22 protein-coding genes are annotated in these 23,415 nt (G+C 72.7%); 4 read left to right on the forward strand and 18 right to left on the reverse strand.

Annotated elements, in window-relative coordinates; genetic code table 11:
• Positions 1–6: 6 nt before the first annotated feature.
• Both ACKUB9_RS13655 and ACKUB9_RS13660 read right to left on the reverse strand, forming a co-directional pair.
• Complete coding sequence (locus ACKUB9_RS13655; RefSeq protein WP_407522797.1) at positions 7–930, reverse strand: branched-chain amino acid ABC transporter permease; 924 nt, start codon at positions 928–930, stop codon at positions 7–9.
• A gap of 25 nt (positions 931–955) precedes the next feature.
• Complete coding sequence (locus tag ACKUB9_RS13660) at positions 956–2,158, reverse strand: ABC transporter substrate-binding protein (RefSeq protein WP_407522799.1); 1,203 nt, start codon at positions 2,156–2,158, stop codon at positions 956–958.
• Between the two features lie 372 nt (positions 2,159–2,530).
• On the opposite strand from ACKUB9_RS13660, the gene ACKUB9_RS13665 reads away from it, so the two are divergent.
• A complete protein-coding gene (locus ACKUB9_RS13665) occupies positions 2,531–4,894 on the forward strand; it encodes an oxidoreductase (RefSeq protein WP_407522801.1) in 2,364 nt (787 codons plus the stop codon).
• A gap of 409 nt (positions 4,895–5,303) precedes the next feature.
• Here ACKUB9_RS13665 and ACKUB9_RS13670 read toward each other — a convergent pair whose 3' ends face one another.
• From ACKUB9_RS13670 to ACKUB9_RS13700, 7 genes are all read right to left on the reverse strand, one after another.
• The gene (locus tag ACKUB9_RS13670) at positions 5,304–5,873 is read right to left on the reverse strand and encodes an NADPH-dependent FMN reductase (RefSeq protein ID WP_407522803.1); all 570 of its coding nucleotides are present in this window, start codon (positions 5,871–5,873) and stop codon (positions 5,304–5,306) included.
• Positions 5,874–5,934: 61 nt separating this feature from the next.
• Positions 5,935–6,225: a YciI family protein gene (locus tag ACKUB9_RS13675; protein WP_407522805.1), complete on the reverse strand. Its 291-nt coding sequence runs from the start codon at positions 6,223–6,225 to the stop codon at positions 5,935–5,937.
• A gap of 13 nt (positions 6,226–6,238) precedes the next feature.
• Positions 6,239–7,105 carry an NAD(P)-dependent oxidoreductase gene (locus ACKUB9_RS13680; protein WP_407522807.1) on the reverse strand — a complete coding sequence of 289 codons (867 nt, stop codon included), beginning with the start codon at positions 7,103–7,105 and terminating at the stop codon, positions 6,239–6,241.
• Positions 7,106–7,118: 13 nt separating this feature from the next.
• Positions 7,119–8,402, reverse strand: a complete 1,284-nt coding sequence (locus ACKUB9_RS13685; RefSeq protein ID WP_407522809.1) for an MFS transporter — start codon at positions 8,400–8,402, stop codon at positions 7,119–7,121.
• 176 nt (positions 8,403–8,578) lie between these two features.
• Positions 8,579–9,460: an intradiol ring-cleavage dioxygenase gene (locus tag ACKUB9_RS13690; protein ID WP_407522811.1), complete on the reverse strand. Its 882-nt coding sequence runs from the start codon at positions 9,458–9,460 to the stop codon at positions 8,579–8,581.
• A 70-nt stretch (positions 9,461–9,530) separates the two neighbouring features.
• Positions 9,531–10,592 (reverse strand): maleylacetate reductase, encoded by a 1,062-nt coding sequence (locus ACKUB9_RS13695; protein WP_407522814.1) that lies wholly within the window; start codon positions 10,590–10,592, stop codon positions 9,531–9,533.
• A 1-nt stretch (position 10,593) separates the two neighbouring features.
• The gene (locus ACKUB9_RS13700; RefSeq protein ID WP_407522816.1) at positions 10,594–10,899 is read right to left on the reverse strand and encodes a Dabb family protein; all 306 of its coding nucleotides are present in this window, start codon (positions 10,897–10,899) and stop codon (positions 10,594–10,596) included.
• 130 nt (positions 10,900–11,029) lie between these two features.
• Between ACKUB9_RS13700 and ACKUB9_RS13705 the strand changes: the two genes are divergently transcribed.
• A complete protein-coding gene (locus tag ACKUB9_RS13705; RefSeq protein WP_407522818.1) occupies positions 11,030–11,971 on the forward strand; it encodes a LysR family transcriptional regulator in 942 nt (313 codons plus the stop codon).
• 100 nt (positions 11,972–12,071) lie between these two features.
• On the opposite strand, the gene ACKUB9_RS13710 is transcribed toward ACKUB9_RS13705, so the two are convergent.
• Positions 12,072–13,691 (reverse strand): hypothetical protein, encoded by a 1,620-nt coding sequence (locus ACKUB9_RS13710; RefSeq protein ID WP_407522820.1) that lies wholly within the window; start codon positions 13,689–13,691, stop codon positions 12,072–12,074.
• Between the two features lie 363 nt (positions 13,692–14,054).
• Between ACKUB9_RS13710 and ACKUB9_RS13715 the strand changes: the two genes are divergently transcribed.
• Positions 14,055–14,429: a hypothetical protein gene (locus ACKUB9_RS13715; RefSeq protein WP_407522822.1), complete on the forward strand. Its 375-nt coding sequence runs from the start codon at positions 14,055–14,057 to the stop codon at positions 14,427–14,429.
• A gap of 47 nt (positions 14,430–14,476) precedes the next feature.
• Positions 14,477–14,845 carry a cupin domain-containing protein gene (locus ACKUB9_RS13720; protein ID WP_407522824.1) on the forward strand — a complete coding sequence of 123 codons (369 nt, stop codon included), beginning with the start codon at positions 14,477–14,479 and terminating at the stop codon, positions 14,843–14,845.
• Here ACKUB9_RS13720 and ACKUB9_RS13725 read toward each other — a convergent pair.
• From ACKUB9_RS13725 to ACKUB9_RS13760, 8 genes are all read right to left on the reverse strand, one after another.
• Positions 14,812–15,621: an MBL fold metallo-hydrolase gene (locus tag ACKUB9_RS13725; protein ID WP_407522826.1), complete on the reverse strand. Its 810-nt coding sequence runs from the start codon at positions 15,619–15,621 to the stop codon at positions 14,812–14,814. The two genes, ACKUB9_RS13720 and ACKUB9_RS13725, sit on opposite strands and share 34 nt — an antisense overlap.
• Before the next feature lie 7 nt (positions 15,622–15,628).
• Positions 15,629–16,450, reverse strand: a complete 822-nt coding sequence (locus ACKUB9_RS13730) for a TatD family hydrolase (RefSeq protein ID WP_407522828.1) — start codon at positions 16,448–16,450, stop codon at positions 15,629–15,631.
• A gap of 6 nt (positions 16,451–16,456) precedes the next feature.
• On the reverse strand, positions 16,457–18,004 hold the full coding sequence (gene metG, locus ACKUB9_RS13735) for a methionine--tRNA ligase (protein WP_407522830.1): 1,548 nt from the start codon (positions 18,002–18,004) through the stop codon (positions 16,457–16,459).
• A gap of 108 nt (positions 18,005–18,112) precedes the next feature.
• Positions 18,113–19,156 carry a DNA polymerase III subunit delta' gene (locus tag ACKUB9_RS13740; RefSeq protein ID WP_407522832.1) on the reverse strand — a complete coding sequence of 348 codons (1,044 nt, stop codon included), beginning with the start codon at positions 19,154–19,156 and terminating at the stop codon, positions 18,113–18,115.
• The gene (gene tmk, locus ACKUB9_RS13745; RefSeq protein ID WP_407522834.1) at positions 19,146–19,829 is read right to left on the reverse strand and encodes a dTMP kinase; all 684 of its coding nucleotides are present in this window, start codon (positions 19,827–19,829) and stop codon (positions 19,146–19,148) included. Before tmk ends, ACKUB9_RS13740 begins: the two co-directional genes overlap by 11 nt.
• Complete coding sequence (locus ACKUB9_RS13750; RefSeq protein WP_407522836.1) at positions 19,826–21,052, reverse strand: D-alanyl-D-alanine carboxypeptidase family protein; 1,227 nt, start codon at positions 21,050–21,052, stop codon at positions 19,826–19,828. The genes tmk and ACKUB9_RS13750 overlap by 4 nt, the downstream gene beginning before the upstream one ends.
• A 207-nt stretch (positions 21,053–21,259) precedes the next feature.
• Positions 21,260–22,429 (reverse strand): septal ring lytic transglycosylase RlpA family protein, encoded by a 1,170-nt coding sequence (locus ACKUB9_RS13755; RefSeq protein ID WP_407522838.1) that lies wholly within the window; start codon positions 22,427–22,429, stop codon positions 21,260–21,262.
• 615 nt (positions 22,430–23,044) lie between these two features.
• Positions 23,045–23,260, reverse strand: a complete 216-nt coding sequence (locus ACKUB9_RS13760; RefSeq protein ID WP_407522840.1) for a hypothetical protein — start codon at positions 23,258–23,260, stop codon at positions 23,045–23,047.
• Positions 23,261–23,415: the final 155 nt, after the last annotated feature.

Consider the following 23,415-nt stretch of genomic DNA (forward strand, 5'->3'; position numbering starts at 1 on the left):
GGGTGCTCATCGGCTGCCCCGTGCCGGAAACAGGCCGGAGGGCCGGAAGAACAGCACCATGGCCATCAGGATGTAGATCAGCATCGGGGCGAGCGTCCGCCCGGTCTGCGAGGCGGCCGACGCATCCATCAGGCTGCGCAGCAGGATCGGCCCGAAGGTGCGCCCGAGCTGGTCGGCGAGGCCGACGAGGAGCCCGGCCACGAAGGCGCCCCGCACCGAGCCGACGCCGCCGATGACGATGACCACGAAGGTCAGGATCAGGACCGAATCGCCCATGCCGGGATCGACCGACAGGATCGGCGCCACCATGGCGCCGGCGAAGCCCGCCAGCATCGCGCCGAGCCCGAACACCACCAGGAACAGGCGGCGGATGTCGACGCCGAGCGCCGCCACCATCGGCCCGTTGCTGGCCCCGGCGCGCAGGCGCATGCCCAGCCGGGTGTGGTTGACGAGGAGGTGGAGCCCCAGCGCGGTGGCGAGGCCGGCCGCGATGATGGCGACCCGGTAGACCGGGTAGTGCAGGGTGCCCACCAGGCGCACCGAGCCCGACAGGGCGTCGGGCACCGGTACGCTCATCGGCGCGGCGCCCCAGACGATGCGCACGCCCTCGTTGAGGATCAGGATCAGCCCGAAGGTGGCGAGCACTTGGTCGAGGTGGTCGCGCCCGTAGAGGTGGCGCACCACCAGGAGTTCGAGGGCGAGGCCGAAGACCAGCGTCGCCGGCAGCGCCAGCGCGAGCCCGAGGAGGAAGCTGCCGGTGGCGGCGGTCAGCGTCGCGGCGAAGTAGGCGCCGATCATGTAGAGGGCGCCGTGCGCGAGGTTGATGAGGTCCATCACCCCGAAGATCAGCGTCAGCCCGGCCGCCACCAGAAACAGCAGGATGCCGAGCTGGATGCCGTTCAGCGCCTGGATCAGGAAGAGGTTGAGCATCGGCCCGGCACCTTCTGTCCGCGGATCACTTCATCTTGCACTCGCGGGCGTAATTATCCTGATAGTCCGAAAAGATTTTTTCCGCGATCTGGGTCTCGTACTTGCCGTCCGGGCGCTTGGCGGCCTTGACGAGGTAGAAATCCTGGATCGGGTAGTGATTGTTGCCGATCCGGAAGTTGCCGCGCAGGGACTGGAACTCCGCGGCCTTGAGGCCGGCCCGCAGGGTGTCCTTGTCCTTGAGGTCGCCCTTGGCGCGCTTGACCGCGGCGTCGATCATCAGGGCGGCGTCGTAGGCCTGCATGGCGTAGGTGCCCGGCACGCTGCCGTACTTCTTCTCGTAGGCGGCCACGAAGGCCTTGGATTGCGGGTTGTCGAGGTTCGGCGCCCAGTTGGCGCCGCCGAAGAAGCCCAGAGCCGCGTCCTTCTGGGCCGGCAGGGTGCTCTCGTCCACCGTGAAGGCGGAGAGGAACGGGATGTTGGCCAAGCCCGCCTGGCGGTACTGCCGCACGAGGTTGACGCCCATGCCGCCCGGCATGAAGGCGAACACCGCGTCGGGCTGGGCGGCGGCGATCTGGGCGAGTTCGGCCGAAAAATCGAGCTGGCCGAGCGGCGTGAACATCTCGTTCGCCACCTCGCCCTTGTAGGAATGCTTGAAGCCGGCGAGCGAATCCTTGCCCGCCTGATAGTTCGGCGCCAGCAGGACGAGGCGCTTGTAGCCCTTGTTCTGGGCGTACTTGCCCAGCACCTCGTGGACTTGGTCGTTCTGGTAGGAGGAGACGAAGAAGTTCGGGTTGCACTCGGCGCCGGCATAGTTCGAGGTGCCGGCATTGGGCGAGATCAGGAAGGCGCCGCCATCGGCCACCGGGCGCACCACCGCCCGCAGCACGTTGGAAAAGGTCGGCCCGACCACGAAGTCGACCCGGTCGCGCTTGACCAGTTCGCGCGCCTTGTTGGCGGCGACGTCCGGCTTCAGCTCGTCATCGACCACCACCACCTCCGCGTCGAGGCCGCCGAGCTTCTTGCCCAGGGCGTCGAGGGCCAGGAGGAAGCCGTCGCGGCCCTGCTCGCCCAGCACCGCCGAGGGGCCCGACAGTGTGAACATCAGCCCGACCCGGACCTTCTCAGGCCCTTGCGCGGCGGCGGGGCCGGCCAGCAGCGTGACACCAAGAATCGTGGCACCACTCAGCGCGGTCGCGAGGCAGCTGGCGGCGTTCCGGATCGGCGTCATCCCGTGGGTCCCTTCGTGTCGAGAGCGTCGTCGGCACTTGTCCGGTGCGAAGCGGCCGAAGTCGAGTCGGCGCGGGAGGCGAGGGGCCCCGGGTCCCCTCTCGGCCCCGTCTCGCGAGGAATACTTTACGCATGAAATATCGTCTGGCAACCGCCCATGATGATTTTTCGGACCTGCCGCATCCCTGTGCAATGCAGCAAGCAGATTGCTGAAGATTCAGGCGTTTTGCCTGCTGCACCGCAGCATTCGGGGCGGTGGCGAGCCCCCTGCTCCGGCCCGCCGGCGATCCGCCCCGGCCGCCTCTTGCGTCCAGATATTTCAAGTCTAAAGTTTCACCGGCGGCGAGGCCGCGGACGCATCAGGAGGAGCCCCATGCGCGTCACGGTGATCGGCGGCGGACCCGGCGGGCTCTACTGCGCGCTCCTGACCAAGAAGCGCCGGCCCGGCTGGCGGGTCGAGGTCTACGAGCAGAACCGGGCCGACGATACGTTCGGCTTCGGCGTCGTTTTCTCCGACGAGACCCTGCACGAGTTCCTGTCGCGCGATCCCCGCTCCTTCGCCCGCATCCGCGACGCGTTCTCGTACTGGGACGACGTCGCGATCCACAAGGCCGGCCGGGTGATGCGCTGCGGCGGCAACGGCTTCGCCGGGGTGAGCCGGATGCGGCTGCTGCAGATCCTGCAGGAGCGCTGCCGGGAGGAGGGGGTGGACCTGCATTTCGGCGAAAACATCCCGCCGGACCAGCTCGGCGCACGCTTCCCCGATTCCGACGTGATCGTCGCCTGCGACGGCATCAACTCGCGCATCCGCGAGCACCATCGCGAGGCCTTCCGCCCCGAGGTCGAGGTCAAGTCCAACCGCTTCTGCTGGATGGGCTCGACCCGGCCGATGGACGAGTTCAACTATTTTTTCCGCGAGACGCCGCACGGCATCGTCTGCGCCCACACCTACCAGTACGAGCCGGGCCGCTCGACCTGGGTGTTCGAGATGGACGAGGCCTGCTGGCAGGGCCACGGCTTCACCGAGACCGACGAGGAGGGCGCGCGCCGGGTGCTGGAGGCCCTCTACGCCGAGGAGCTGCAGGGCCACGGCCTGCTCCTCAACCGCTCGACCTGGCGACGCTTCCCGCGGATCTTCTGCCGCCGCTGGTCGCACGGGAACATCGTGCTGCTGGGCGACGCCAAGGCCTCGGCGCATTTCTCGATCGGCTCGGGCACCAAGCTCGCGATGGAATGCGCCATCGCCCTCTCGGACGCCCTGGTGGAGAAGGCGGAGCAGGACGTCCAGGCGGCCTTCGCGGCCTACGACGACACCCGGCGCACGCCCTGCCAGGTGGTGCAGCACAATGCCGACGTCTCGCTCGCGTGGTTCGAGCACATGAACCGCTCCTGGGACATGGACGCGGAGCAGTTCTCGATGGTGGTGATGTGCCGGGCCAAATCCATCACCTACGACAACCTCGTGGTGCGCGATCCCGCCTACGTGGCGGCGGTGGACGACGCGTTCTACGCGCGCCTCCAGGCGGAGACCGGCGACGATTACCGGGAGAGCCGGCCGACGCCGATGTTCACGCGGTTCCGCCTGCGGGCGATGACGGTCGAGAACCGGGTGGTGATGGCGCCGATGGCGCAGTACTCGGCGGATGCCGGGGGCAACCTCACCGACTGGCACTTCGTCCACTACACCTCGCACGCCCTGGGCGGCCCCGGCCTCGTCTTCACCGAGATGACCTGCCCTTCGGCCGATTCCCGCATCACCCCGGGCTGCCCCGGCCTGTGGACCGATGCCCACGAGGCGCAGTGGAGGCGCATCGTCGCCTTCGTGCACGCCCACACGGCGACGAAGATCGTGATGCAGCTCGGCCATGCCGGCCGCAAGGGATCGACGCAGGTCGGCTGGGACGAGATGGACCGGCCGCTCGCCGATCCGGAGAGCAACTGGCCGATCGTCTCGGCCTCGGCGATTCCCTATCTCGACGGGATCAGCCAGGTGCCGCAGGCCCTCGACCGGGCCGGCATGGACCGCGTGCGCGACGACTTCGTGCAGGCGGCCGAGCGGGCGGCGCGGGCGGGCTTCGACATGCTGGAGCTGCACTGCGCCCACGGCTACCTCCTGGCCTCGTTCCTCTCGCCGCTGACCAACACCCGCACCGACGCCTATGGCGGGCCGATCGCGAACCGGCTGCGCTTTCCCCTGGAGGTCTTCGCGGCCGTGCGGGCGGTCTGGCCGGCGGAGCGGCCGATGTCGGTGCGGATCTCGGCCACCGACTGGGCGGAGGGCGGGCTCTCGGAAGAGGACACGGTGGCGATCGCCGAGGCGTTCGGCGAGGCGGGCTGCGACCTCATCGACGTCTCGGCCGGCCAGACGGTGGCGCGCCAGCGCCCGGTCTACGGCCGGATGTTCCAGGTCCAGTTCGCCGACGCGATCCGCAACCGCGCGCGGATGGCCGTGATGGCGGTGGGCGCGATCACGGAGGCCGGCCAGGTCAACACCATCCTGCACACGCGCCGGGCCGACCTCGTCGCGCTGGGGCGCCCCCATCTCTGGAACCCGAATTTCTGCCGCCAGGCGGCGGCCTGGTACGACGCCCGCAATCAAGCCTGGCCGAAGCCGTACCTCGCCGGGCGCGACCAGGCCCACCGCGAATTGCCCCGGCTGCGGGAACAGGAGATCGCCCTGCGGCGCAAGGCCCGGCCGCGGCCCCATCTCGACGCGGCGGCCCGAGCGGCGGAGTGAGCGCACCGCGGGCCGCGACCTCGGGGATCGATGGGCATGGCCGATGGGCATGGCCACGGCGCCACCGAGAGCGCGGCCCACCACGCGCGCCTCGGCAACCGGGATCGATGGCCTCACGCCATCGCGGGGAGGGCACGGAATGCCGGTGCCGGACCCTGTCGCGCAGGACCCCCAGGGTCCCGCCCGCAGGCCAGGATCTGATTCGCATAAGGTATATTATGGAACCTGCGGATGATGCCGTGCCTGGATCGGTCAGAGACCCCGTTCACGCTGCAACACCGCTTCCGCAGGACGCGGTGTCCACCGCTGCGTTCCCGGCACCCTGCGCCACTCGCGGCGTCCACACCCCCTGGCTTGCAGGTCCCGGCGGGCCTGCTCCGGCCTCTCGTCCCAGCCAGGTGGATGATGCTCAGGCGGCCGGAGCGTCCGTGAGCGCGGGATTCAGGCGCCGCGCCCAGGCCGTCAGGGAGGCCAGCATCTGGCGGATCATGTCCCGGGTCGTCTCGTCGACGAGGCGGCCCTCCGCGTCGAACTTCGTCGCCGCCTGCCCGATCATCACCTCGGGCTTGTTGATCGGGTGCGCGTTCAGGAAGACCAGCATCTGGCGCAGCTGGTACTGCGCCCGCGCCGTGCCGAGCAGGCCCGGCGAGGCGCCCATGATGGCGACCGCCTTGCCGTCGAAGGGCTGGCTCGGCGGCCGGGAGGCCCAGTCGATCGCGTTCTTCAGCACGCCCGGGATCGAGTAATTGTACTCGGGCGTGACGATCAGCAGCGCGTCGGCCCCGGCGAGCCGGTCGCGGAAGCGCTGGACCTCGGCCGGGTAGCCCGCCGCGCGCAGGTCGTCGTCGTAGTGCGGCAGCCCGCCGATCTCCGCGACCTCGATGACGGTGCCGGCGGGAGCCAGCTCCTGGGCGGCCCGGAGAGACGCGGTGTTGAGGGAGGCCCGGCGCAGGCTGCCGGACAGGGCGACGATCTTCATGGTGTCGTGGTCCTCGCGTGGTTCTCGGTCGGGACGTTATTCGGGGCGTTATCCGGCGGCCTCAGAGCGCCACCTGGCGCATCCGGAAGCCCGTGATGCTGACCTGCGCCCAGATGCCCGCGTCCCGAAAAGGGTCGGCGGCGTGGAAGCGCTCGACGGCGGCCCGGTCGGGCGCCTCGACGATGAACAGGCTGCCGATCATCGCCTCGCCGTCCTCCGCGACGAGCGGCCCGGAGATCAGGATCCGCACCGGCAGATCCCCGGCGAGGTAGGTCTTGTGCGCCTCGTAATGGGCGAGCCGCCGCTCGAGGGCGCCCGGATGGTCGAGGGCGTGGATCGCGTAATGGGGCATGGACAGCATCTCCTCAGGGCTCGTCGAGGTCGGCCTGCCGCTCGGCGGCGAGCAGGGCGGCGAAGAAGTCGAGATCGGCAAGGCCCGCCTCCGCCTGGGCGGCGTAGAGGTCGCGCACCAGCGCGGCCACCGGCATCGCGACGCCGGTCGCCTGCCCGGCCGCCACGCCGAGGCTCATGTCCTTGAGCATCTGCGCCACCGAGAAGGCGGGGGAAAAGTCCCGCCGCCGCAGGGGGTCGAGCTTGTAGGCGACGAGGGGCGAGGCCGCGACCGAGGCGCCCAGCACCGCCAGGATGGTCTCCCAGGCGACCCCGCCCTTGCGCGCCAGCGTCAGGGCCTCGGCGGCGACCTGCGCCGTCGAGCCGACGAAGTGGTTGATCGCGAGCTTGAGGAAGCGCGCTTCCTCGCCCTGCCCCACCGGGTGGATGGTGCGGGCGAAGGTCTGCAGCAGGGGACGGGCGCGCTCCAGCGCCGCGTCGGGTCCGGAGCAGAACAGGGTCAGGGCGGCGGCCTCCGCGGTCGCGGTGGAGCCCGAGACGGGCGCCGCGAGACAGAGGACGCCGTGGGCCTCGGCCTGCGCCCGCACCGCGGCGCTCGCCTCCGGCGAGACGGTGCTCGTCTCGACGAAGACGCTGCCCTTCGCCATCCGGGCGAGGAGCCCGTCCGGCCCGAGCGCCACGGCGCGGAGCGCCGCGTCGTCCGGCAGGCTCGTGATCACGACCCCGCAGGAGGCCGCGCCGGCGAGGTCCGAGGGCTCCGCCCCCGGCACCTCCCGCAGCCGGCCGGGATCCCGGTCGACCGCCAGGACGGCGTGTTTCGCCGCGAGGTGGCGCGCCATCGGCGCGCCGAGTTTGCCGAGGCCGATCCAGCCGACGCGCATCGCTCGCCTCCCCTCAGGCCGTCAGGGCCTTGCCCTTGGTCTCGGGCAGCAGGAACGCCGCCACCGCCATCGTGGCGTAGGCCGCCGCCGCGAAGAGCCCGATCGCCTGGCCGAGCGGCATCGTCGTCGAGAGCACGCCCACGAGCGTCGGGAAGATCGCGCCGATCGCCCGCCCGAAATTGTAGGCGAAGCCCTGGCCGACGCCGCGCACCCGGGTCGGGAACTGCTCGGTGAAGAAGGCCCCCATGGCGCTGAACACCCCCGAGGCGAAGAAGCCGAGCGGGAAGCCGAGGACCAGCATGGCGGCGTCGCCGAAGGGCACCATCGTGTAGGTCAGCACCACCGTGCCGGCCCCGATCGCGAAGACCAGGAAGGTGGCGCGCCGGCCGATCCGGTCGGCGAGATAGGCCCCCGAGAGGTAGCCGAAGAAGGAGCCGACGATCAGCACCGCGAGGTAGCCGCCGGAATTGAGCACCGACAGGCCGCGCTCGGTGCGCAGGAAGGTCGGCAGCCACGTCGTCACGGCGAAGTAGCCGCCCTGCGCGCCCGTGCTCATGAGCGCGCCCAGAAAGGTGATGCGCAGGAGCGGCGGCCGGAAGATCTCGAAGAAGGACGGCCGGTCGCCCGTCTCCGCGATCTTGGCCTGCGAGGCGCGGTAGACCTCCGGCTCCTCGATGTAGCGGCGCAGGAAGAAGACCAGGAAGGCGGGCGCGATGCCGACGAAGAACAGGGCGCGCCACGCGGTCTCGGGCGGCAGGAGCGAGAAGAACAGGGTGTAGAGGAGCGCCGCCGCGCCCCAGCCGATCGCCCAGCCCGACTGCATGATGCCGAGCGCCTTGCCGCGGTGCTCGGGCCGGATGGTCTCGCCGAGGAGCACCGCCCCCGCCGCCCACTCGCCGCCGAAGCCGAGCCCCATCAGGGCGCGGGCCACGAAGAGCTGCTCGAAGCTCTGCGCGAGCCCCGACAGGAAGGTGAAACCGGCAAACCACAGGATCGCGATCTGCAGCGTGCGCACCCGGCCCCAGCGATCGGCCAGGAAGCCCGCGAGCCAGCCGCCGATGGCCGAGGTGAGGAGCGCGGCCGTGCCGAGCGCGCCGGCCTCCGCCCGGGTCACGCCCCAGGTGGCGATCAGCGTCGGGATGACGAAGCTGTAGAGCTGGACGTCCATGGCATCGAGCGCCCAGCCGCCCACGCAGGCGCCGAGCGTTCGCTTCTCCTTGGGCGCGAGGTCCGAGATCCAGGTCCGGCCCGCGGCCGGTCCGGCGCCCGGGACGACGCCCGTCGTTGCCTCGTTCATGATCGAAACCTCCCGTGATGGATCGCGTGATGGAGCGGGCGCTCACCGCGCCCGGCCTGCTGCCCCGTGGACCGGGGTCTTGCTGTCGGGGTCCTCCGGCCGCCCTGCGGGGGGCCGAGAGACGGCCCGAGCGCATCGACGACCTCGCGCCGGCGCGCTCGCGCCCGGCGAGACGGTCAGGCGGCGCGGGTGTCGGCCGCCGGCTTGAGCCCGAAATCGTAGGCGAGGTACCGGTAGGCCCGCTCCATGCGGCGGCCGTCCGGCGCGGTGCCCGGCGGGTGCTCGGCGAAGGCGGCGACGAGCGAATCCTTGACGCCGAACACCGCGTCCGAATCGAGCCAGGGACTGTCGGCCGAGAAGACGTGGGTGATCAGCGTCTCGTGGCCGGGCGCCGCGATCATGAAATGGACGTGCGTCGGCCGGTTCGGGTGGCGGGCCGTGGCCTTGAGCATGTCGCCCACCGGCCCGTCGTCCGGGATCGGGTACCACGTCGGCATGATGGTCCAGAAGTGGAAGCGCCCCTCGGCGTCGGTGCGGAACCGGGCGCGGCCCGCGAGCCCGCCGAGGCGGTCGAGCTGCTGCACGTCGTAGGCCCCGTCCTCGTCCGCGTGCCAGACGTCGACGCTGGCGCCGCCGAGGGGCGTGCCGTCCGCCGCGGCGACCGAGCCGGTGACGAGGAGCGGCGTGCCCTCCAGCGGCCCGGCGATGTCGGCGCCGTTCGGCCGCTCGGGGGCCTCCTGCACGTAGAAGGGACCGAGCACGGTGGTCTCGGTGGCGCCCTCCGGCATGCGGTGGTTGATGGCGTCGACCAGCATCGACACGCCGAGCGTGTCGGAGAGCAGGATGAACTCCTGCCGGTGCGCGTCGCAGGTCTGCCCCGTGCGGGTCAGGAAGGCGATGCCGGCCTGCCACTCCGCGAAGGTGAGATCCACGTCGCGCACGAAGTCGTGCAGGTGGCGCACGAGGCTCGTCAGCACCGCCTTGAGGCGCGGATCGGGCGTGTCGGCGAGGCGGTCGACCACCGCCTGGGTGATGGTGTGCTCGTCGAAGTCGCGCATCGGCAAAGCCCTTCTCTGGGAATGTCCTCGAAGCGCCGCCCTTCCGGGCGGTCGTCCGCGCGTCAGCGTATCAGGGGGCCGGGCGCCTGCCGTGGAAGGCGTCGTCGAGGAGGCGGCGGATGGCCTCGCGCTCCGGCGGCCTCGGGTTCCAGTAGGGCTGGGCCACCGCCATCTCGGCCGCGCGGTCGAGCCCGTCCCGGGGCATGCCGATCGCCGACAGCGCCGTCGGCGCGCCGAGCCCGGCGGCGAGGTCGAACAGGCCCTGGGCGGCCTCCGACGCAGCGAGCGCCCGGGCGACCCGGGCCATGGCCTCGGGGGCGGCCGGCGCATTGTAGGCGGCGGCGTGCGGCAGCACGGCCGCGTGCGTCTCGGCGTGCGGCAGGTCGAAGGCGCCGCCGAGCACGTGGCAGAGCTTGTGGTGGAGCGCCATGCCGACCGTGCCGAGGCAGGCGCCGGCGAGCCATGCCCCGTAGAGCGCGTCCGAGCGCGCGGCGCGATCTCCGGGATTGTCCAGGATCCGGGGCAGCGCCCCGGCGAGCGCGCGGATCGCCTCCTCGGCCATCAGCGACACGATCGGGTTGCGGTCCTGCGCGTAGAGCGCCTCGACCGCGTGCGCGATGGCGTTCAGGCCCGAGGTCGCGGACAGGCCGGGCGGCAGCCCGAGCGTCAGGTCGACGTCGTAGATCACCGTCTCGGGCCGGATCCTGTCCGAGCGCTGGGTCGTCTTCACGGCGTCGCGGGTCTCGCCGAGGATCGGCGTCATCTCGGATCCCGCGTAGGTCGTCGGCACGATGATCTGGTCGAGATCGGTGCGCAGGGCGATCGCCTTGGCGAGCCCGGTGGTCGAGCCGCCGCCCACCGCCACCACGCAATCCGCGTCGAGACCCGCCACCCGCGCCATCGCCGCCTCCGTGACGGCGACGGGCGTGTGCATCACGGCCTCGGCGATCACCCCGACCGCGCGCGCCCCGAGCCGGGCGGCCAGCGCCTCGGCCTCTTCCCGCTGGTGCGGGGTCGCGAGCACCACGGCCCGGCCGCGCCCGAGGGCCTCCATCTCGCGCGGCACCTCCGCGAGCGTGCCGCGGCCGAAGACCACGCGGGTCGGCAGGCCGGGGAAGCGGAAGGCCTCCATCTCACGCCCCCACCGCGTAATCGACCTGATGGCGGCTCAGCCGCACGCCTTCGAGCTCCGCGCGGACCCGGCGGTGCTCCGGATGCTCCTGATAGGCCGCGAGCGCGTCGGACGTGGCGAACTCGGTGTAGAGGACGACGTCGCAGGCGTAGTCGATCCGGCTCCGGTCGAGGCCGACCTCGAGATGGACGAGGCCGGGGATCCTGCCGCGCAGCCCCTCGAAGGCCGTGCGGACCCGCTCGGCGTTGTCGGCCTTCTCGGCCGGCGACGTGCCCGCGACCCGCCACATCACGATGTGCTTGATCATCGCGTCCCTCCCCGGACGTCCCCGGGCGGCACGGAAGACCGCGCGGCGCCGGTTTCGCTGGTGTTAAATCTTCCAGGATCGCGGGATAAGTGACCGTGCGCGTGAATCAGTTTTGCGCCGGAGGCAAAACATGGACCGGCTCGGCCAGCTCGAACTCTTCGTCGCGATCGCCGAGGCCGGCACCATCAGCGGCGCCGCGGCGGCGCGCGGGGTCTCGATCGCCGCCGCGAGCCGCGGCCTCGTCGCCCTGGAGGAGCGGCTCGGCGTGCAGCTCGTCCACCGCAACACCCGCCGCCTCTCCCTGACGGACGAGGGCGGCAAGTTCCTGGCCCGCGCCCGCAGCATCCTGTCCGACATCGCCGACAGCGAGGCGGAGGTGAACGGCGCGGCGCTCAACCCGAGCGGCCTCCTGCGCGTCAGCGCCTCGCTGTCCTTCGGCCTGCTGCACATCGCGCCGCGCCTGCACGAGTACACGGCGCGCTACCCCAACGTGCGGGTGCACGTGGAAATCTCGAACCGCTACGTGGACCTCATCGATTCCGGCATCGACGTCGCCATCCGCACCCGCGAGTTCGAGCCGGACAGCAACATCACCATCCGGCGGCTCGCCGAGACGCGCCGGATCCTCGCGGCCGCGCCGGCCTATCTGGCGCGGCACGGCCATCCGGAGCACCCCGACGACCTCGTGCGGCACGCGCTCCTGCTCTACGTCTACGCCAACAATCCGAACGAACTGGCTTTGTCGCGCGGCGACGCGGTGGTGCGCGTGCCCGCGCACGGCCTGCTCGAATCGAACGACGGCCAGATCCTCCGGGCCGCGGCGCTCAACGGGCTCGGCATCCTGGTGCAGCCCACCTACATCGTCCACGACGACCTGCGGGCGGGGCGCCTCGTCCCGGTCCTCGACGACTGGGACCTGCCGCGGCTGAAGATCAACTTCGCCTATCCGACCCGCAAGCACCTCTCCGCCAAGGTGCGCTCCTTCATCGCGTTCATGACGACGTATTTCGACGCGAACGCCTTCACGGACGAATGGACCGCGACGCCCAGTCATCACCGCCGGCCTGCCTAGCCAGCCGCCCCCGGCTCGTTCGGATCACTCACCCACCAACGGAGCCGACATCGCACCCTTCGACCGCCGTGCGGCCCGGCGGTCCGGCCCGGCGGTGCGCTCAATCCCAGCGGTCCACGCGGTAGATCGTGCTCCCGAGATCCGTGCGGACGCGGATCCGGTGCCCGTGCGTCTCGTGACCGTCCGCGACGCGCAGGCCGCAGGCCGAGGCCTCCTCGCGGCCCGCGAGCACCGCGCCGCGGCTGTAGGCCTCGATCACCGCGCGGACCCCGTGCAGGTCGGCGCGCAGCACCTCGGGAAACAGGGCGATCCCGCCGTCCTGGTCGTCCACGGCGCCCTTCATCAGGAGGATGGCGCTCCGGCCCTGATGCGGCAGGTCCGCCCCGTGCCACAGGGAGGGCTGGAGCGTGATGCCCGTCACCGCGATCCAGGTATCGCCCGGCAGCCGCCAGCGCGTCGGCGCGGAGCCCTTCGGGTAGACGTACCAGTTGACCGGGTTGCGGCGCTCGGGCCGGTCCCATTGCAGGATCGGGATGGCGTCCGGCTCCTCGGCCGTGACGAGCGCGCACAGGTTCATCACCGGCTGCGTCAGCACCTCGATCCCCAGGGCCTCCGGCAGCACCGTGCGGGCGAATTTCTCCCAGGTGATGGTCTGGACGCTCGGGTCGGCCGCGGCTTCGTCGGGCTGCCGGGCCTTCCGCCGGGACGCGAGGTGCCCGAACAGGCCGCCGCGTCCGCCCGCCGACTCCGCGGCGGTCGCCTCCGCCCCGGCGGCGGGGCGCCACACCAGCTCGCACTCCTCGATCCGCGCGAAGCGGCGCCTGAGGGCCGGCCCCAGGTTCATCTGCGCGGCGAGCCGCTCGGCGGCGGCGATGGCGCCCGCCTTCGGCGCGGCCTGCGGGCGCGCGTAGAGGGTCGGGTCGAGCTTGGCCGCGAAGCGGCGCTTGATCGCCTCGATCGCCACCCCGTCCCGGATGTCTTCGAGCAGCGGACCGATCACCGTCGAGCGCGGGGTGCAGAAGCCGACCGGGGCGCCCGCGACCGCGCGCCAGACGAGGTTGTCGGCCGCGGCATCCGGCCGGCCGGCCCGGGCGGCGTGCAGCTCGTGCAGGAAGCGGGCTGGCCCGAGCACCTTCTCGCCGCGAAACAGGGCGTCCGCCTTGAGCAGGTTCAGCGCCGCACGCACGGTGCCGGGTCCGAACTCGGCCAGCCCGTGCGAGAGCGTGCGGTGCGCCTCGCGCGTCCGGGCCATCGCCTGCGAGGCGGTCAGGCTGGTCGACCGGTGGAGCGTGGCGGGCCGCAGCGCGAAGTGGGTGAAGCCGCCCGCCTGCGGCGTGCCCCAGACCGGAGCCTCGGAGAGGAAGACGCTCGTCACCGGGGCCTCCCGGACGGCCCGCGCCAGCGCGGCGACCGCCTTGAGGTAGAGGCCCGGCACCCGGTCGGCGTTCCAGACCGCCGGGACCTGCCGGCCCTTGGGGTCGATGGCGACGAGGGCGCCGAAGCGCCTCACGAAGCGCCGGCAGCAGGCACAGGTGTGGTAGGGGCGCGTCTCGGGCGGCAGATGCGCCAGGAAGACCTCGAACAGGTCCGTCGGCGCCTGCGTCGCGAACAGGTGCGGGCCGTGCTCCGTCCGCACGCGGTCGTGATGCGCCTGGAGCAGGCCGACCAGCGCGCCAAAGACCGGGTCGTCGGGCGGTCCGCCGGATGAAGTGATCGGCATCAGGTCTCCTCGGCCGTTCGCGGAGGCGGGGGGCTGCCGCAGACCAGACGTAGGAACCGCGACCGTATCATGGCCGGACCGCGAGGCGCCTCCGGCCGGCTCCGGGGATGTGTCGGCGCCCTCCCCTCGGTCACGCCGCCCGGTCTGCATCGTTTCGATGCCGGATCGTCTCACGGTCGCGCGCCTCTGCCCGCACCCCGCCGCGGCGTGACCCGGCCGTGACGTCCTTCTTCCGGGCTCACTCGCGCCAGCCCAGACGAGCGGCCTGCCTGGCAGCGCGCAGGCATCGCATCGAACGAGACAACTGACCGAACATCTGTCAGTCTCCGACCTATTCTGATGATGGGCAATCGATGAGCGGCCATGACGCACTTTCCGATGCGGCTCGTCCCGGTCATGGCGCTCGCCATTCCGGTGCCCGTCTTCGCCGCCGGTGAGCTGCCCCTGAAGCACGGGATCTTCGTCGAGACCGCCGCCGGCTGCTCCCGGGCGGCGCACGCGAACGTCGTGTCCTACTGGGGCACGCGACTGAATACCCAGCGGGTCGAGGGGCGCATCGTCGGGGTCACCCGGCAGGGGCGCGCCTACGAGGTGCGGATCATGGGCCGGGACATCGCCGAGGATCGCGCCATCGGCCGATTCGCCTGGTCGATCACCGTGCCGAGCCGCACGGCGATGACGATCGCCTCGCCCGAGGGCACGAGAGCCTATCGCTGGTGCTTCGCCCGGATGCCCTGATCCGCCGCCGCGGTTTAGGCTGCCGGACGCCGCCCCGGAGCCCGCCCGTGACCGACCGACCCCTCAACCTCCTGGCCGGCCTGCCGCCGCCCGGCACACCGGACGAAGAATTCCTGACCCTGCTGGCGCGGCCGGGCCTGCGCATCGAGCGCATCGTCTCGACCGGCCAGGCGAGCCCGCCGGGCTTCTGGTACGACCAGCCGCAGGACGAGTGGGTGCTGGTGCTCGCGGGCGCGGCGCGGCTGCGCCTCGACGGCGAGGCCGCCGACCGGAGGCTCGGCCCCGGCGACCACCTGCTGATCCCGGCGCATCTCCGCCACCGCGTCGCCTGGACCAGCCCCGACGCGCCGACGATCTGGCTCGCCGTGCATCTCGGCCCGGATCAGGCCTCCACCGTCGCGGTGAGCCCGTCATAGGCCGGCACCACGCCCTCCGGCAGGCGGCGGCGCAGGGTCTCGTAGTCGAGGTCGGTGTGCAGGTTGGTGAGGATGGCCCGGCGCGGGCGCACCTCCTCGATCAGCGCCAGCGCGTCCGAGACCGAGTAGTGCGTCGGGTGGGGCGTGTCGCGCAGGGCGTCGATGATCAGGAGGTCGAGGTTGCGCAAGGCCGCCTTGGCGGCGTCCGGCATGGTGCTGACGTCGGGCGCGTAGGCCGCGTCGGCGAAGCGGAAGCCCAGCGCCTCCTCGTTGCCGTGCGCCATCCGGAACGCGACGGCGGTGACGGGGCCGCCCGGCCCGTCGAGGGTGAGCGGCACCGCCTCGGCGAGTTCGTGCAGGTCGAGGATCGGCGGGTAGACGCTGCCGGGCGGCGCGGCGAAGCAGTAGCCGAAGCGCGCCGTGAGCAGCGCCCGCGTGGCCGCGTCGGCATGGACCGGAATGCGCCGCCGCATGTGGATCACCAGCGGGCGCACGTCGTCGATGCCGTGGGTGTGGTCGGCATGCGCGTGCGTGTACAGGACGGCGTCGAGGCGCATCACCCGCGCGTCGAGCAGCTGCTCGCGCAGGTCCGGCGAGGTGTCGATGAGCACCGTCGTCGCGGCCTCCTCCGGCGCGCGCCGGCCCTCGACGAGGAGCGAGCAGCGGCGGCGGCGGTTCCTCGGCTCGGCGGGGTCGCAGGCGCCCCAGCCGTAGCCGACCCGCGGCACGCCGCCCGAGGAGCCGCAGCCGAGGATGCGGAGCGTCAGCGCGGCCATCCGGTCCTCATGCGATGGGGGCTTCCGAGAGGGCGCCCGCCCCGGCGGTCTCGGCCCGCGCGGCCTTGTCGAACAGCGCGAAGAAATTCGCGGTGGTGAGGCGCGCGAGGGCCTCGGGCGTCATCCCGAGCGTCTCGGCGAGCACCTGCGCGGTCCGGGCGACGTAGGCGGGCTCGTTCGGCTTGCCGCGGTGAGGCTCCGGCGCGAGGTAGGGCGCGTCGGTCTCGACGAGCAGCCGGTCGCCGGGCAGGCTCGCGGCGAGCGCCCGCAGCTCCTCCGAGCGCCGGAAGGTCAGGATGCCGGAGAAGGAGACGTAGAGCCCGAGTTCGACCCCGATCTCGGCGAGGCGCCGCCCCGACGAGAAGCAGTGCAGCACCGCCCGGAAGGGCCCCCGCGCCATCTCCTCGGTGAGGATGCCCGCCATGTCGTCGTCCGCGTCGCGGGCGTGGATGACGAGCGGCAGGCCGGTCTCGCGCGCCGCCGCGATGTGGGTGCGGAAGACCCGGGCCTGCACGTCCCGGGGCGCCTTGTCGTAGTGGTAGTCGAGCCCGGCCTCGCCGATCCCGACGCAGCGCGGGTGGTGCGAGAGCGCGGCGATCTCCTCGGCCGGGATGTCCGGCTCCTCCGCGGCCTGATGCGGATGGGTGCCCACCGTGCACAGGATCTCGGGATGCGCCTCGGCGAGAGCCCGGTAGACCGCGGCCTGGCGCACCCGGGTCGAGATGGTGAGCATGCGGGTGACGCCCGCCGCGCGGGCGCGGGCCAGCACCTCGGGCAGCCGCTCCGACAGGCCCGGGAAGTCGAGGTGGCAGTGGCTGTCGACCAGCATGCCGGGTCAGGCCTCCGGCTCGACGAAGCGCGGGAAGATCGGGCTCGGGGCCGGCAGCGCCGTGCCGGGGGTCAGCCGCCCCCCCTCCCCGACCCGCGCCAGCCCCCTCGCCTCCGGCGCCACCGCCAGGAGGTCGAGGAGCGTGGCCGCCGCCGCGGGCACGAAGGGCTGCACCAGGATGCCGATCGCCCGCAGGACCTCGGCCGTCACGTAGAGCACGCTGGCCATCCGGGCCGGATCGGTCTTGCGCAGGGTCCAGGGCTCCTGGCCCGCGAAGTAGCGGTTGGCCTCCGCCACCACGCCCCAGATCTCGGCGAGCGCGTGGTGGAGCGCGTAATCCCGCATCGCCTCCCGCACCGCCGCCGGCAGCGCGTCGGCGGCGGCGAGCAGCGCGCGGTCGGCCTCCGTCAGCGCGCCGGGCTGCGGCACCGCCCCCCCGCCATTGCGCGCGATCATGGTGAGCGAGCGCTGCGCGAGGTTGCCGAGGTCGTTGGCGAGGTCGGCGTTGGTGCGGTTGACGATCGCCTCGTGCGAGTAGTTGCCGTCCTGGCCGAAGGGCACCTCGCGCAGCACGAAGTAGCGCAGGGGATCGACCCCGTAGAGGCCCGCGAGCGCGATCGGGTCCACCACGTTGCCGAGCGACTTCGACATCTTCTCGCCGCGGCTCAAGAGGAAGCCGTGGCCGAAGACGCGCTTGGGCAGCGGCACCCCGGCCGACATCAGGAAGGCCGGCCAGTAGACCGCGTGGAAGCGGATGATGTCCTTGCCGATGACGTGGAGGTCGGCCGGCCAGTGGCGCCAGCGCGGATCCGCCTCGTCGGGGAAGCCGCAGGCCGTGATGTAGTTCGTGAGCGCGTCGACCCAGACGTACATCACGTGGCCCGGCGCGCCCGGCACCGGAATGCCCCAGTCGAAGGTGGTGCGGCTCACCGACAGGTCCTGGAGCCCCGAGCGCACGAAGCTCACCACCTCGTTGCGCCGCGTCTCCGGGCCGATGAAGTCGGGGTTCTCGGCGTAGTGGGCGAGCAGCCGCTCCGCGTAGGCCGAGAGGCGGAAGAAGTAGCTCTCCTCCTCCACCCACTCGACCGGCGTGCCGGTTCTGTCCGCGCGGCGCACCCCGTCCTCGCCGAGCACGAGTTCGGATTCGTCGTAATAGGCCTCGTCGCGCACCGAGTACCAGCCGGCGTACTTCGACAGGTAGATGTCGCCCGCCTCCTCCATGCGCCGCCACAGCGCCTGGCACGCCGCGCGGTGGTCCGGGTCGGTGGTGCGGATGAAGCGGTCGAAGGCGCAGTTCAGCGTCTCCGCCATGGTGCGGAAGCGCGGCGCCATCCCGTCCACGAAGTCGCGCGGGCTCACCCCCGCCTTGGTGGCGGTCTGCTGGATCTTCAGCCCGTGCTCGTCGGTGCCGGTGACGAAGAACACGTCGTAGCCGTCGATGCGCTTGAAGCGCGCGATGGCGTCCGCGGCGATCACCTCGTAGGCGTGGCCGATATGCGGCGCGCCGTTCGGGTACGAGATCGCGGTGGTGATGGTGAAGCGTTCGCCCGCCACGCGTGGTTTCCCGGGTGAGTTCGAGGATCGGGCGGGCGAGGGCCCGCTCCCGCAAGCCTTAGAGCAAATTCAAGGGAGCGTGGACACCCCCTCCGCCCAATCCTGGCTCTAGCGCGCCGCCGCCACCTCCTCGAACACCGACAGGATCACGGGCCGCCGGTCGAGGTTGTAGGTCGCGGCCTCGCGGGCGCTGCGGGCGATGCGCTCGCTCGCCTCGGCGAGCGCGGCGAGCCGCGCCGGCGGCTCGGCGAGGCGCCGGCCGATCTCGGCGGCGAGGTGGCGCTGCACCGTGTCGAGGGCCGTCTCGTAGAGGGTGTCCGCCTCGCGCCCGCTCAGCCGCTCGGCGAGCGCCAGCACCCGGCGCCAGTCGGGGCTGGCCAGCAGCGCCTCGACCTCGTCCACGAGCGCCAGCGTGGTGGGATCGAGGAGACCCAGCGCGCGGGCGACCGAGCCCTCGGCGAGCGAGGCGGCCCGGGCCAGCACCTCGGGGGGATGGGCCGACCACGGGGGGCCGAGGCCGCGCAGCACCGCGGCCACGTCGGCCTCCGCGAGCGGGCGCAGCGCCAGCCGCCGGCAGCGGGAGCGGATGGTGGGCAGGAGCCGGCCCGGCGCGTGGCTGACGATCAGGAAGAGCGAGCGGGCCGGCGGCTCCTCGATCACCTTCAGGAGCGCGTTGGCGCTGGCGAGGTTCAGCTCCTCGGCGCAGTCGACGATGCAGATCCGGTAGCCCGCATCCGCCGCGGTCTCGGCGAAGAGGTGGAGCGCGCGCCGCGCCGCCTCGACGGTGATCTGCGTCGGCACCGTCTTGGCGCCGGGCGCCCGCTGGCGGCGCAGCAGCACGAGGTTGGGGTGCGCGAGGCTCGCCACCTGCCGGGCGGCCGGGTGGTCGGGCGGCACCGCGAGCGTGTCGGGCTCCCCCCGCCCCGCCCCGCGGGCGAGGAGGTGGCGGGCGACCCGGAAGGCGAGCGTCGCCTTGCCGATCCCCCTGGGACCGCCGATCAGCCACGCATGGTGCAGGCGCCCGGACCCGATCGCCGCCCGGAACGCCGCCTCGGCGGGCTCCTGGCCGATCAGGCGCATTTCCTCGCGCGGGCGGCGCAGCCCCGCGACCTCGCCGGGTTCGAGCTCCTCGGCGCGCGTCTCAGGCGGCATCGCTGCGCTCCTGCGGCAGGAGGCCGGGCAGGCGCCCGGCGACGGTCGACCGGACGGCGGCCGCCACCGCGTCCGGATCGCCCGTGGCGTCGATGAGCGCGCAGCGCCGCGGCTCGGCCGCCGCGATGGCCCGGAACGCCTCGCGCAGGCGCTGATGGAAGGACAGGGCCTCGGCCTCGAAGCGGTCCGGCCCGCGGGCGCTGCCGAGGTCGCGCCGCCTGGCGCGGGCGAGGCCGGCCTCCGCCGGCAGGTCGAGGATCAGGGTCAGGTCGGGGCGGGTGCGCCCGACCACGATCCGCTCCAGCGCGGCCACGCCCTCCGGGTCGACCCCGCCGGCCGCCCCCTGGTAGGCGCGGGTGGAATCCGCGAAGCGGTCGCACAGCACCACCGCGCCGCGCGCGAGCGCCGGGCGGATCAGGGTGTCGAGGTGGTCGAGCCGGGCGGCGGAGAAGAGCAGGGCCTCCGCGAAGGGGCCGTAGGGCTTGGCCGCGCCGGCCAGCAGCGCGGTGCGGATCTGCTCGGCGCGCGGCGAGCCGCCGGGCTCGCGGGTGGTGACCACCTCCCGGCCGCCCCGGCGCAGCCGCTCGGCGAGGCGGGCGACCTGCGTCGACTTGCCGGCGCCCTCCCCGCCCTCGAAGGTGACGAACACGCCCCGGCCGGCCGCCCCGCTCACGAGCGGTTCGTCAGCTTGGCGAAGGCGCCCCGCACCCAGCCGGTGCCGACTTCGAGCGCCGCATCGAGGGCGCGCTGGGTCATCGAGCCGGTGGCGACCTCCTCGGCGGTGTAGAGGGGCATGTCGAGCACGGGCTGGTCGCCGCGGCTGACCTTGAGCCGCGCCACCTCCTTGCCGCCCGCCACCGGGGCGACGAGCGGCCCCTGGTAGACGACCCGGGCGGTGATGCGGTCGGCCGAGCCGCGCGGCAGCAGGAGCCGCACCGGCTTCCTGGCGACGAGCGCCACCCGGCCCTTGGCGCCGCCGTAGGTGTCGGCCTCCGCCACGGTCTCGCCGGCGGCGAAGATCTGGCGCGCCTCGAAGGCGCGGAACCCCCAGTCGATGAGCTTGCGCGATTCCGCCGCGCGGTCGCGCGCGGTCTTGAGGCCGCTCACCACGAGGACGAGCCGCTGGCCGTTCTGCACCGCCGAGCCGGCCAGCCCGTAGCCCGATTCCTCCAAGTAGCCGGTCTTCAGCCCGTCCGCGCCGACCTCCATGGTGAGGAGCGGGTTGCGGTTCTGCTGGCGGATCTTGTTCCAGGTGAACTCGCGCTCGGCAAACAGCTTGTACTCGTCCGGGTAGGCCTCGATCAGGTGGATGGAGAGGCGCGCGAGGTCGCGGGCCGTCACCTTCTGGTCGGGGGCCGAGTAGCCGGTGGCGTTGCGGAAGGTCGAGCGGGTGAGCCCGATCTCGCGGGCGCGCCGGTTCATGATCTGGGAAAAGTTGTCCTCGGTGCCGGCGATGCCCTCGGCGGCGGCGATCGAGGCGTCGTTGCCCGACTGCACGATGATGCCGCGCAGGAGGTCCGGCAGCTTCACCTTGCTGTTGAGCTGGGCGAACATCGAGGAGCCGCCCCCGCCCGCCCCGCCCCGCTTCCAGGCGTTCTCGCTGATCGGGAACTCGCTCTCCTGGGTGAGCCGGCCCTTGCGCAGCTCGTCGAAGATCACCTCGACGGTCATCAGCTTGGCCATGCTGGCCGGGGAAAACAGCTCGTCGGCGGCTTTTTCGAACAGCACCGAGCCGGAATCCGCGTCGATCAGGATCGCGTGCGGCGCCTGGGTCTGGAAGCCCTGCGCCCGCGCCGCGGTGGCGAGCCCCACCGCGAGCAGACCCGCCGCGACCCGCGCGAGGATCCGTCCCGCCTGCCCTGCGCGCCGCGCCCGTTGCCCTGCCAGAACCGCCATGCCGTCACCATCCGGGTTGCCGGGGCACTCTGCCGCCCCGGGATGTGCGGTGCAACCGCGGCGGCGTCCGCCCGGGCGGCGGGAGTGCCGGTTCCCCGGCGGTTCGGATGCCGCGTCAACGGCTTGGGGGCCATCGTCGCAGCCCGGCGGACGTGCTGCGCGATCCGGTCGACCGGCCTCGCCCGCGCGGCCGATCAGAGCATCCCGTCAGAGCATCCCGGCGACCTTGGCGCGCGGGCCGGCGGGCATGCGCTCCGGCGCGCGCTCGACGATCGCGGTCTGGCCGCGGCCCGCGGGATGCGGCGGCGCCCCGGTGAGCCGCAGCGGCGCGGAGAGCGGCAGCGGGCCTGCATGCCGCGCCGCGGCGGAGCCGGCCGGGGCCTTGGCGACCGAGGCGGCGAGCATGGCCTGCGCCAGCCCGTTGCGGTCCTTCGGGCCGGCGACGGGCGCGGGAGCCGGCGCGGCGAGGCGCTGGGGCGCGGCCGGCGCCGGACGGGGCATCTCGGCGAGGCGGAGCGGCGCGGCGCGCGGCGCCTCCGCGATCCGCACGGGCGCGGGCCGCGGGCGCTCCACCACCGAGGGCACCGGCTCCGGCAGGGGCTCGGGCCGGCGGAGGGCCAAGGGGCGGGTTTCGGCAAGCGCCTGAGGACGGGTCTCCTCCCCGGCCTCGGCCAGCATGATGCTGCGGGTGCCGGCCGGGCGGCCGTCGGTGCGCAGCGTCGCCATCAGCTTGCGGTCGTCGCTTCCGGCCACCGAGGCCTTGCCGACGTACTCGACCCGCACCCGGGTGGTCCCCTGGCGCCGGAAGTCGAGGGCCTCGGCCACGCTCTGCGAGACGTCCATCAGCCGGCCGGCATGGTAGGGACCGCGATCGTTCACCCGCACCACCATCGAGTGGCCGTTGGCGATGTTGGTGACGCGGGCGTAGCTCGGCAGCGGCAGGGTCGGGTGCGCGGCGGCGACCGAGAAGCGGTCGAAGACCTCGCCGTTGGCGGTCAGGCGCCCGTGGAAGGCGGTGCCGTACCACGAGGCCAGCCCCTCGCGGACGTAGCCCCGCGGGTTCTCGCGCGGCACGTAGGTGTGGCCGGCCACCACGTAGGGCTTGCCGACCATCGCGCGCCCGCCGCCCTTCGGGATCGGGTCGTTCTCGCCGTAGAGCCGGGGGCTCGGGGCCACGCCGTATTTCGGGTCGACCTGCCGGCCGGCCTTGGCGGTCATGCCGGGCGGGGGCGAGCCGGCGCAATTGGCCGTCAGCAGCGCCGCGCCCGCCACGGCGGCGAGCCGGGCCGCTCCGCCCCACCGGCCTGCTCCGCCCGGATCGCTGGTCCGCCCGGAGATCCGTTCGGACGCGCCGTCGCCGTTCGAAGATCCCGCCATCGTTCGCGACCGCCCCGTGTACGCACCACTCCGGCGCTCGGCGGCTCAAGGCCCCGTTTGAGCCCGCCGCCTGGCGCCGTTCCGTCCCTAGAGTGACGGGACGGGCTGAACGAAAGCTTGACGCTGGGGGTGAGTCAACGACGCGGCGCGGCCTTGCGCGCCCCACGAGGACAGCGTCTCAAGCCCTTGCGGGGACAGGGGAATGCCGATCCGTCGGAGATTTTACGGGCACCCGGCGGGATCTCGCGGATCACCTCAGCACGGCCGCGCAAGTCCTTGCCGGCGCGGGGCTTATCGGGATTCCCGGTCCGATGCGGCTGCGCCGCGGCGAGCCCTACCCGATCCCCAGGTCCCTTCAGGCGCTCGCCCCGGGCGATCCGTTCGGAGCCGGCGGCGACCCAGGCGACGGGCGGGACGGCGCCAGGGGAGACCGCGAACAGGAGAACGCGAGCACCCGCACGTGGTTGGAGAACCTTCCTCCCGCGAGCCCGGATCGGAGCCGGGAAGGCCGATCACGAGAGCGGCATCCGATCGCGCTGCCATCGGATGCCGCTCTCGTCCTTGATCTTCGCGCGCCCTTTCGCCGAACCGGAGGCCGCGTCGGCGCAGCGCGCTCTAATCGGTCCCCCGCACCGTCACACCCTTCTGGCCGGTGTGAGCCGAGATGAAGCTCGTTCCGTTGGCATCCTTGCCGACCCGGAAGACGATGCCGGGAAAGCTGAACTGGATGTTGACCACGCCGCCCGTGACCTGATCCAGCTCGCCATCCGCAAGCTCGTCATGCGCGTGCTCGTCCGTCCGAGCCGTCCGGCCATCCGTCGCCATCCGCATCCGCTCCTCCTGTGAGGCCAAGCCCGTGGATCAGGCCCGATGCAGGATAGGCGGTGGACGGTGCCGGGGCGGTGAGACCGCGCACACGGCATCGACCGCCGGTCCGGACGGAGAGCCGCCGGAACGCGCTCGTATAGCGCAGCGGGGGGGGGGGG

Source organism: Methylobacterium oryzisoli (assembly GCF_046557895.1).
Lineage (GTDB): Bacteria > Pseudomonadota > Alphaproteobacteria > Rhizobiales > Beijerinckiaceae > Methylobacterium > Methylobacterium oryzisoli.

Coding starts and splice junctions, on each gene's coding strand:
- ACKUB9_RS13655 (WP_407522797.1), bottom strand. CDS start 930: ATGCTCAACCTCTTCCTGATCCAGGCGCTGAACGGCATCCAGCTCGGC.
- ACKUB9_RS13660 (WP_407522799.1), bottom strand. CDS start 2,158: ATGACGCCGATCCGGAACGCCGCCAGCTGCCTCGCGACCGCGCTGAGT.
- ACKUB9_RS13665 (WP_407522801.1), top strand. CDS start 2,531: ATGCGCGTCACGGTGATCGGCGGCGGACCCGGCGGGCTCTACTGCGCG.
- ACKUB9_RS13670 (WP_407522803.1), bottom strand. CDS start 5,873: ATGAAGATCGTCGCCCTGTCCGGCAGCCTGCGCCGGGCCTCCCTCAAC.
- ACKUB9_RS13675 (WP_407522805.1), bottom strand. CDS start 6,225: ATGCCCCATTACGCGATCCACGCCCTCGACCATCCGGGCGCCCTCGAG.
- ACKUB9_RS13680 (WP_407522807.1), bottom strand. CDS start 7,105: ATGCGCGTCGGCTGGATCGGCCTCGGCAAACTCGGCGCGCCGATGGCG.
- ACKUB9_RS13685 (WP_407522809.1), bottom strand. CDS start 8,402: ATGAACGAGGCAACGACGGGCGTCGTCCCGGGCGCCGGACCGGCCGCG.
- ACKUB9_RS13690 (WP_407522811.1), bottom strand. CDS start 9,460: ATGCGCGACTTCGACGAGCACACCATCACCCAGGCGGTGGTCGACCGC.
- ACKUB9_RS13695 (WP_407522814.1), bottom strand. CDS start 10,592: ATGGAGGCCTTCCGCTTCCCCGGCCTGCCGACCCGCGTGGTCTTCGGC.
- ACKUB9_RS13700 (WP_407522816.1), bottom strand. CDS start 10,899: ATGATCAAGCACATCGTGATGTGGCGGGTCGCGGGCACGTCGCCGGCC.
- ACKUB9_RS13705 (WP_407522818.1), top strand. CDS start 11,030: ATGGACCGGCTCGGCCAGCTCGAACTCTTCGTCGCGATCGCCGAGGCC.
- ACKUB9_RS13710 (WP_407522820.1), bottom strand. CDS start 13,691: ATGCCGATCACTTCATCCGGCGGACCGCCCGACGACCCGGTCTTTGGC.
- ACKUB9_RS13715 (WP_407522822.1), top strand. CDS start 14,055: ATGACGCACTTTCCGATGCGGCTCGTCCCGGTCATGGCGCTCGCCATT.
- ACKUB9_RS13725 (WP_407522826.1), bottom strand. CDS start 15,621: ATGGCCGCGCTGACGCTCCGCATCCTCGGCTGCGGCTCCTCGGGCGGC.
- ACKUB9_RS13730 (WP_407522828.1), bottom strand. CDS start 16,450: ATGCTGGTCGACAGCCACTGCCACCTCGACTTCCCGGGCCTGTCGGAG.
- ACKUB9_RS13740 (WP_407522832.1), bottom strand. CDS start 19,156: ATGCCGCCTGAGACGCGCGCCGAGGAGCTCGAACCCGGCGAGGTCGCG.
- ACKUB9_RS13750 (WP_407522836.1), bottom strand. CDS start 21,052: ATGGCGGTTCTGGCAGGGCAACGGGCGCGGCGCGCAGGGCAGGCGGGA.
- ACKUB9_RS13755 (WP_407522838.1), bottom strand. CDS start 22,429: ATGGCGGGATCTTCGAACGGCGACGGCGCGTCCGAACGGATCTCCGGG.
- ACKUB9_RS13760 (WP_407522840.1), bottom strand. CDS start 23,260: ATGCGGATGGCGACGGATGGCCGGACGGCTCGGACGGACGAGCACGCG.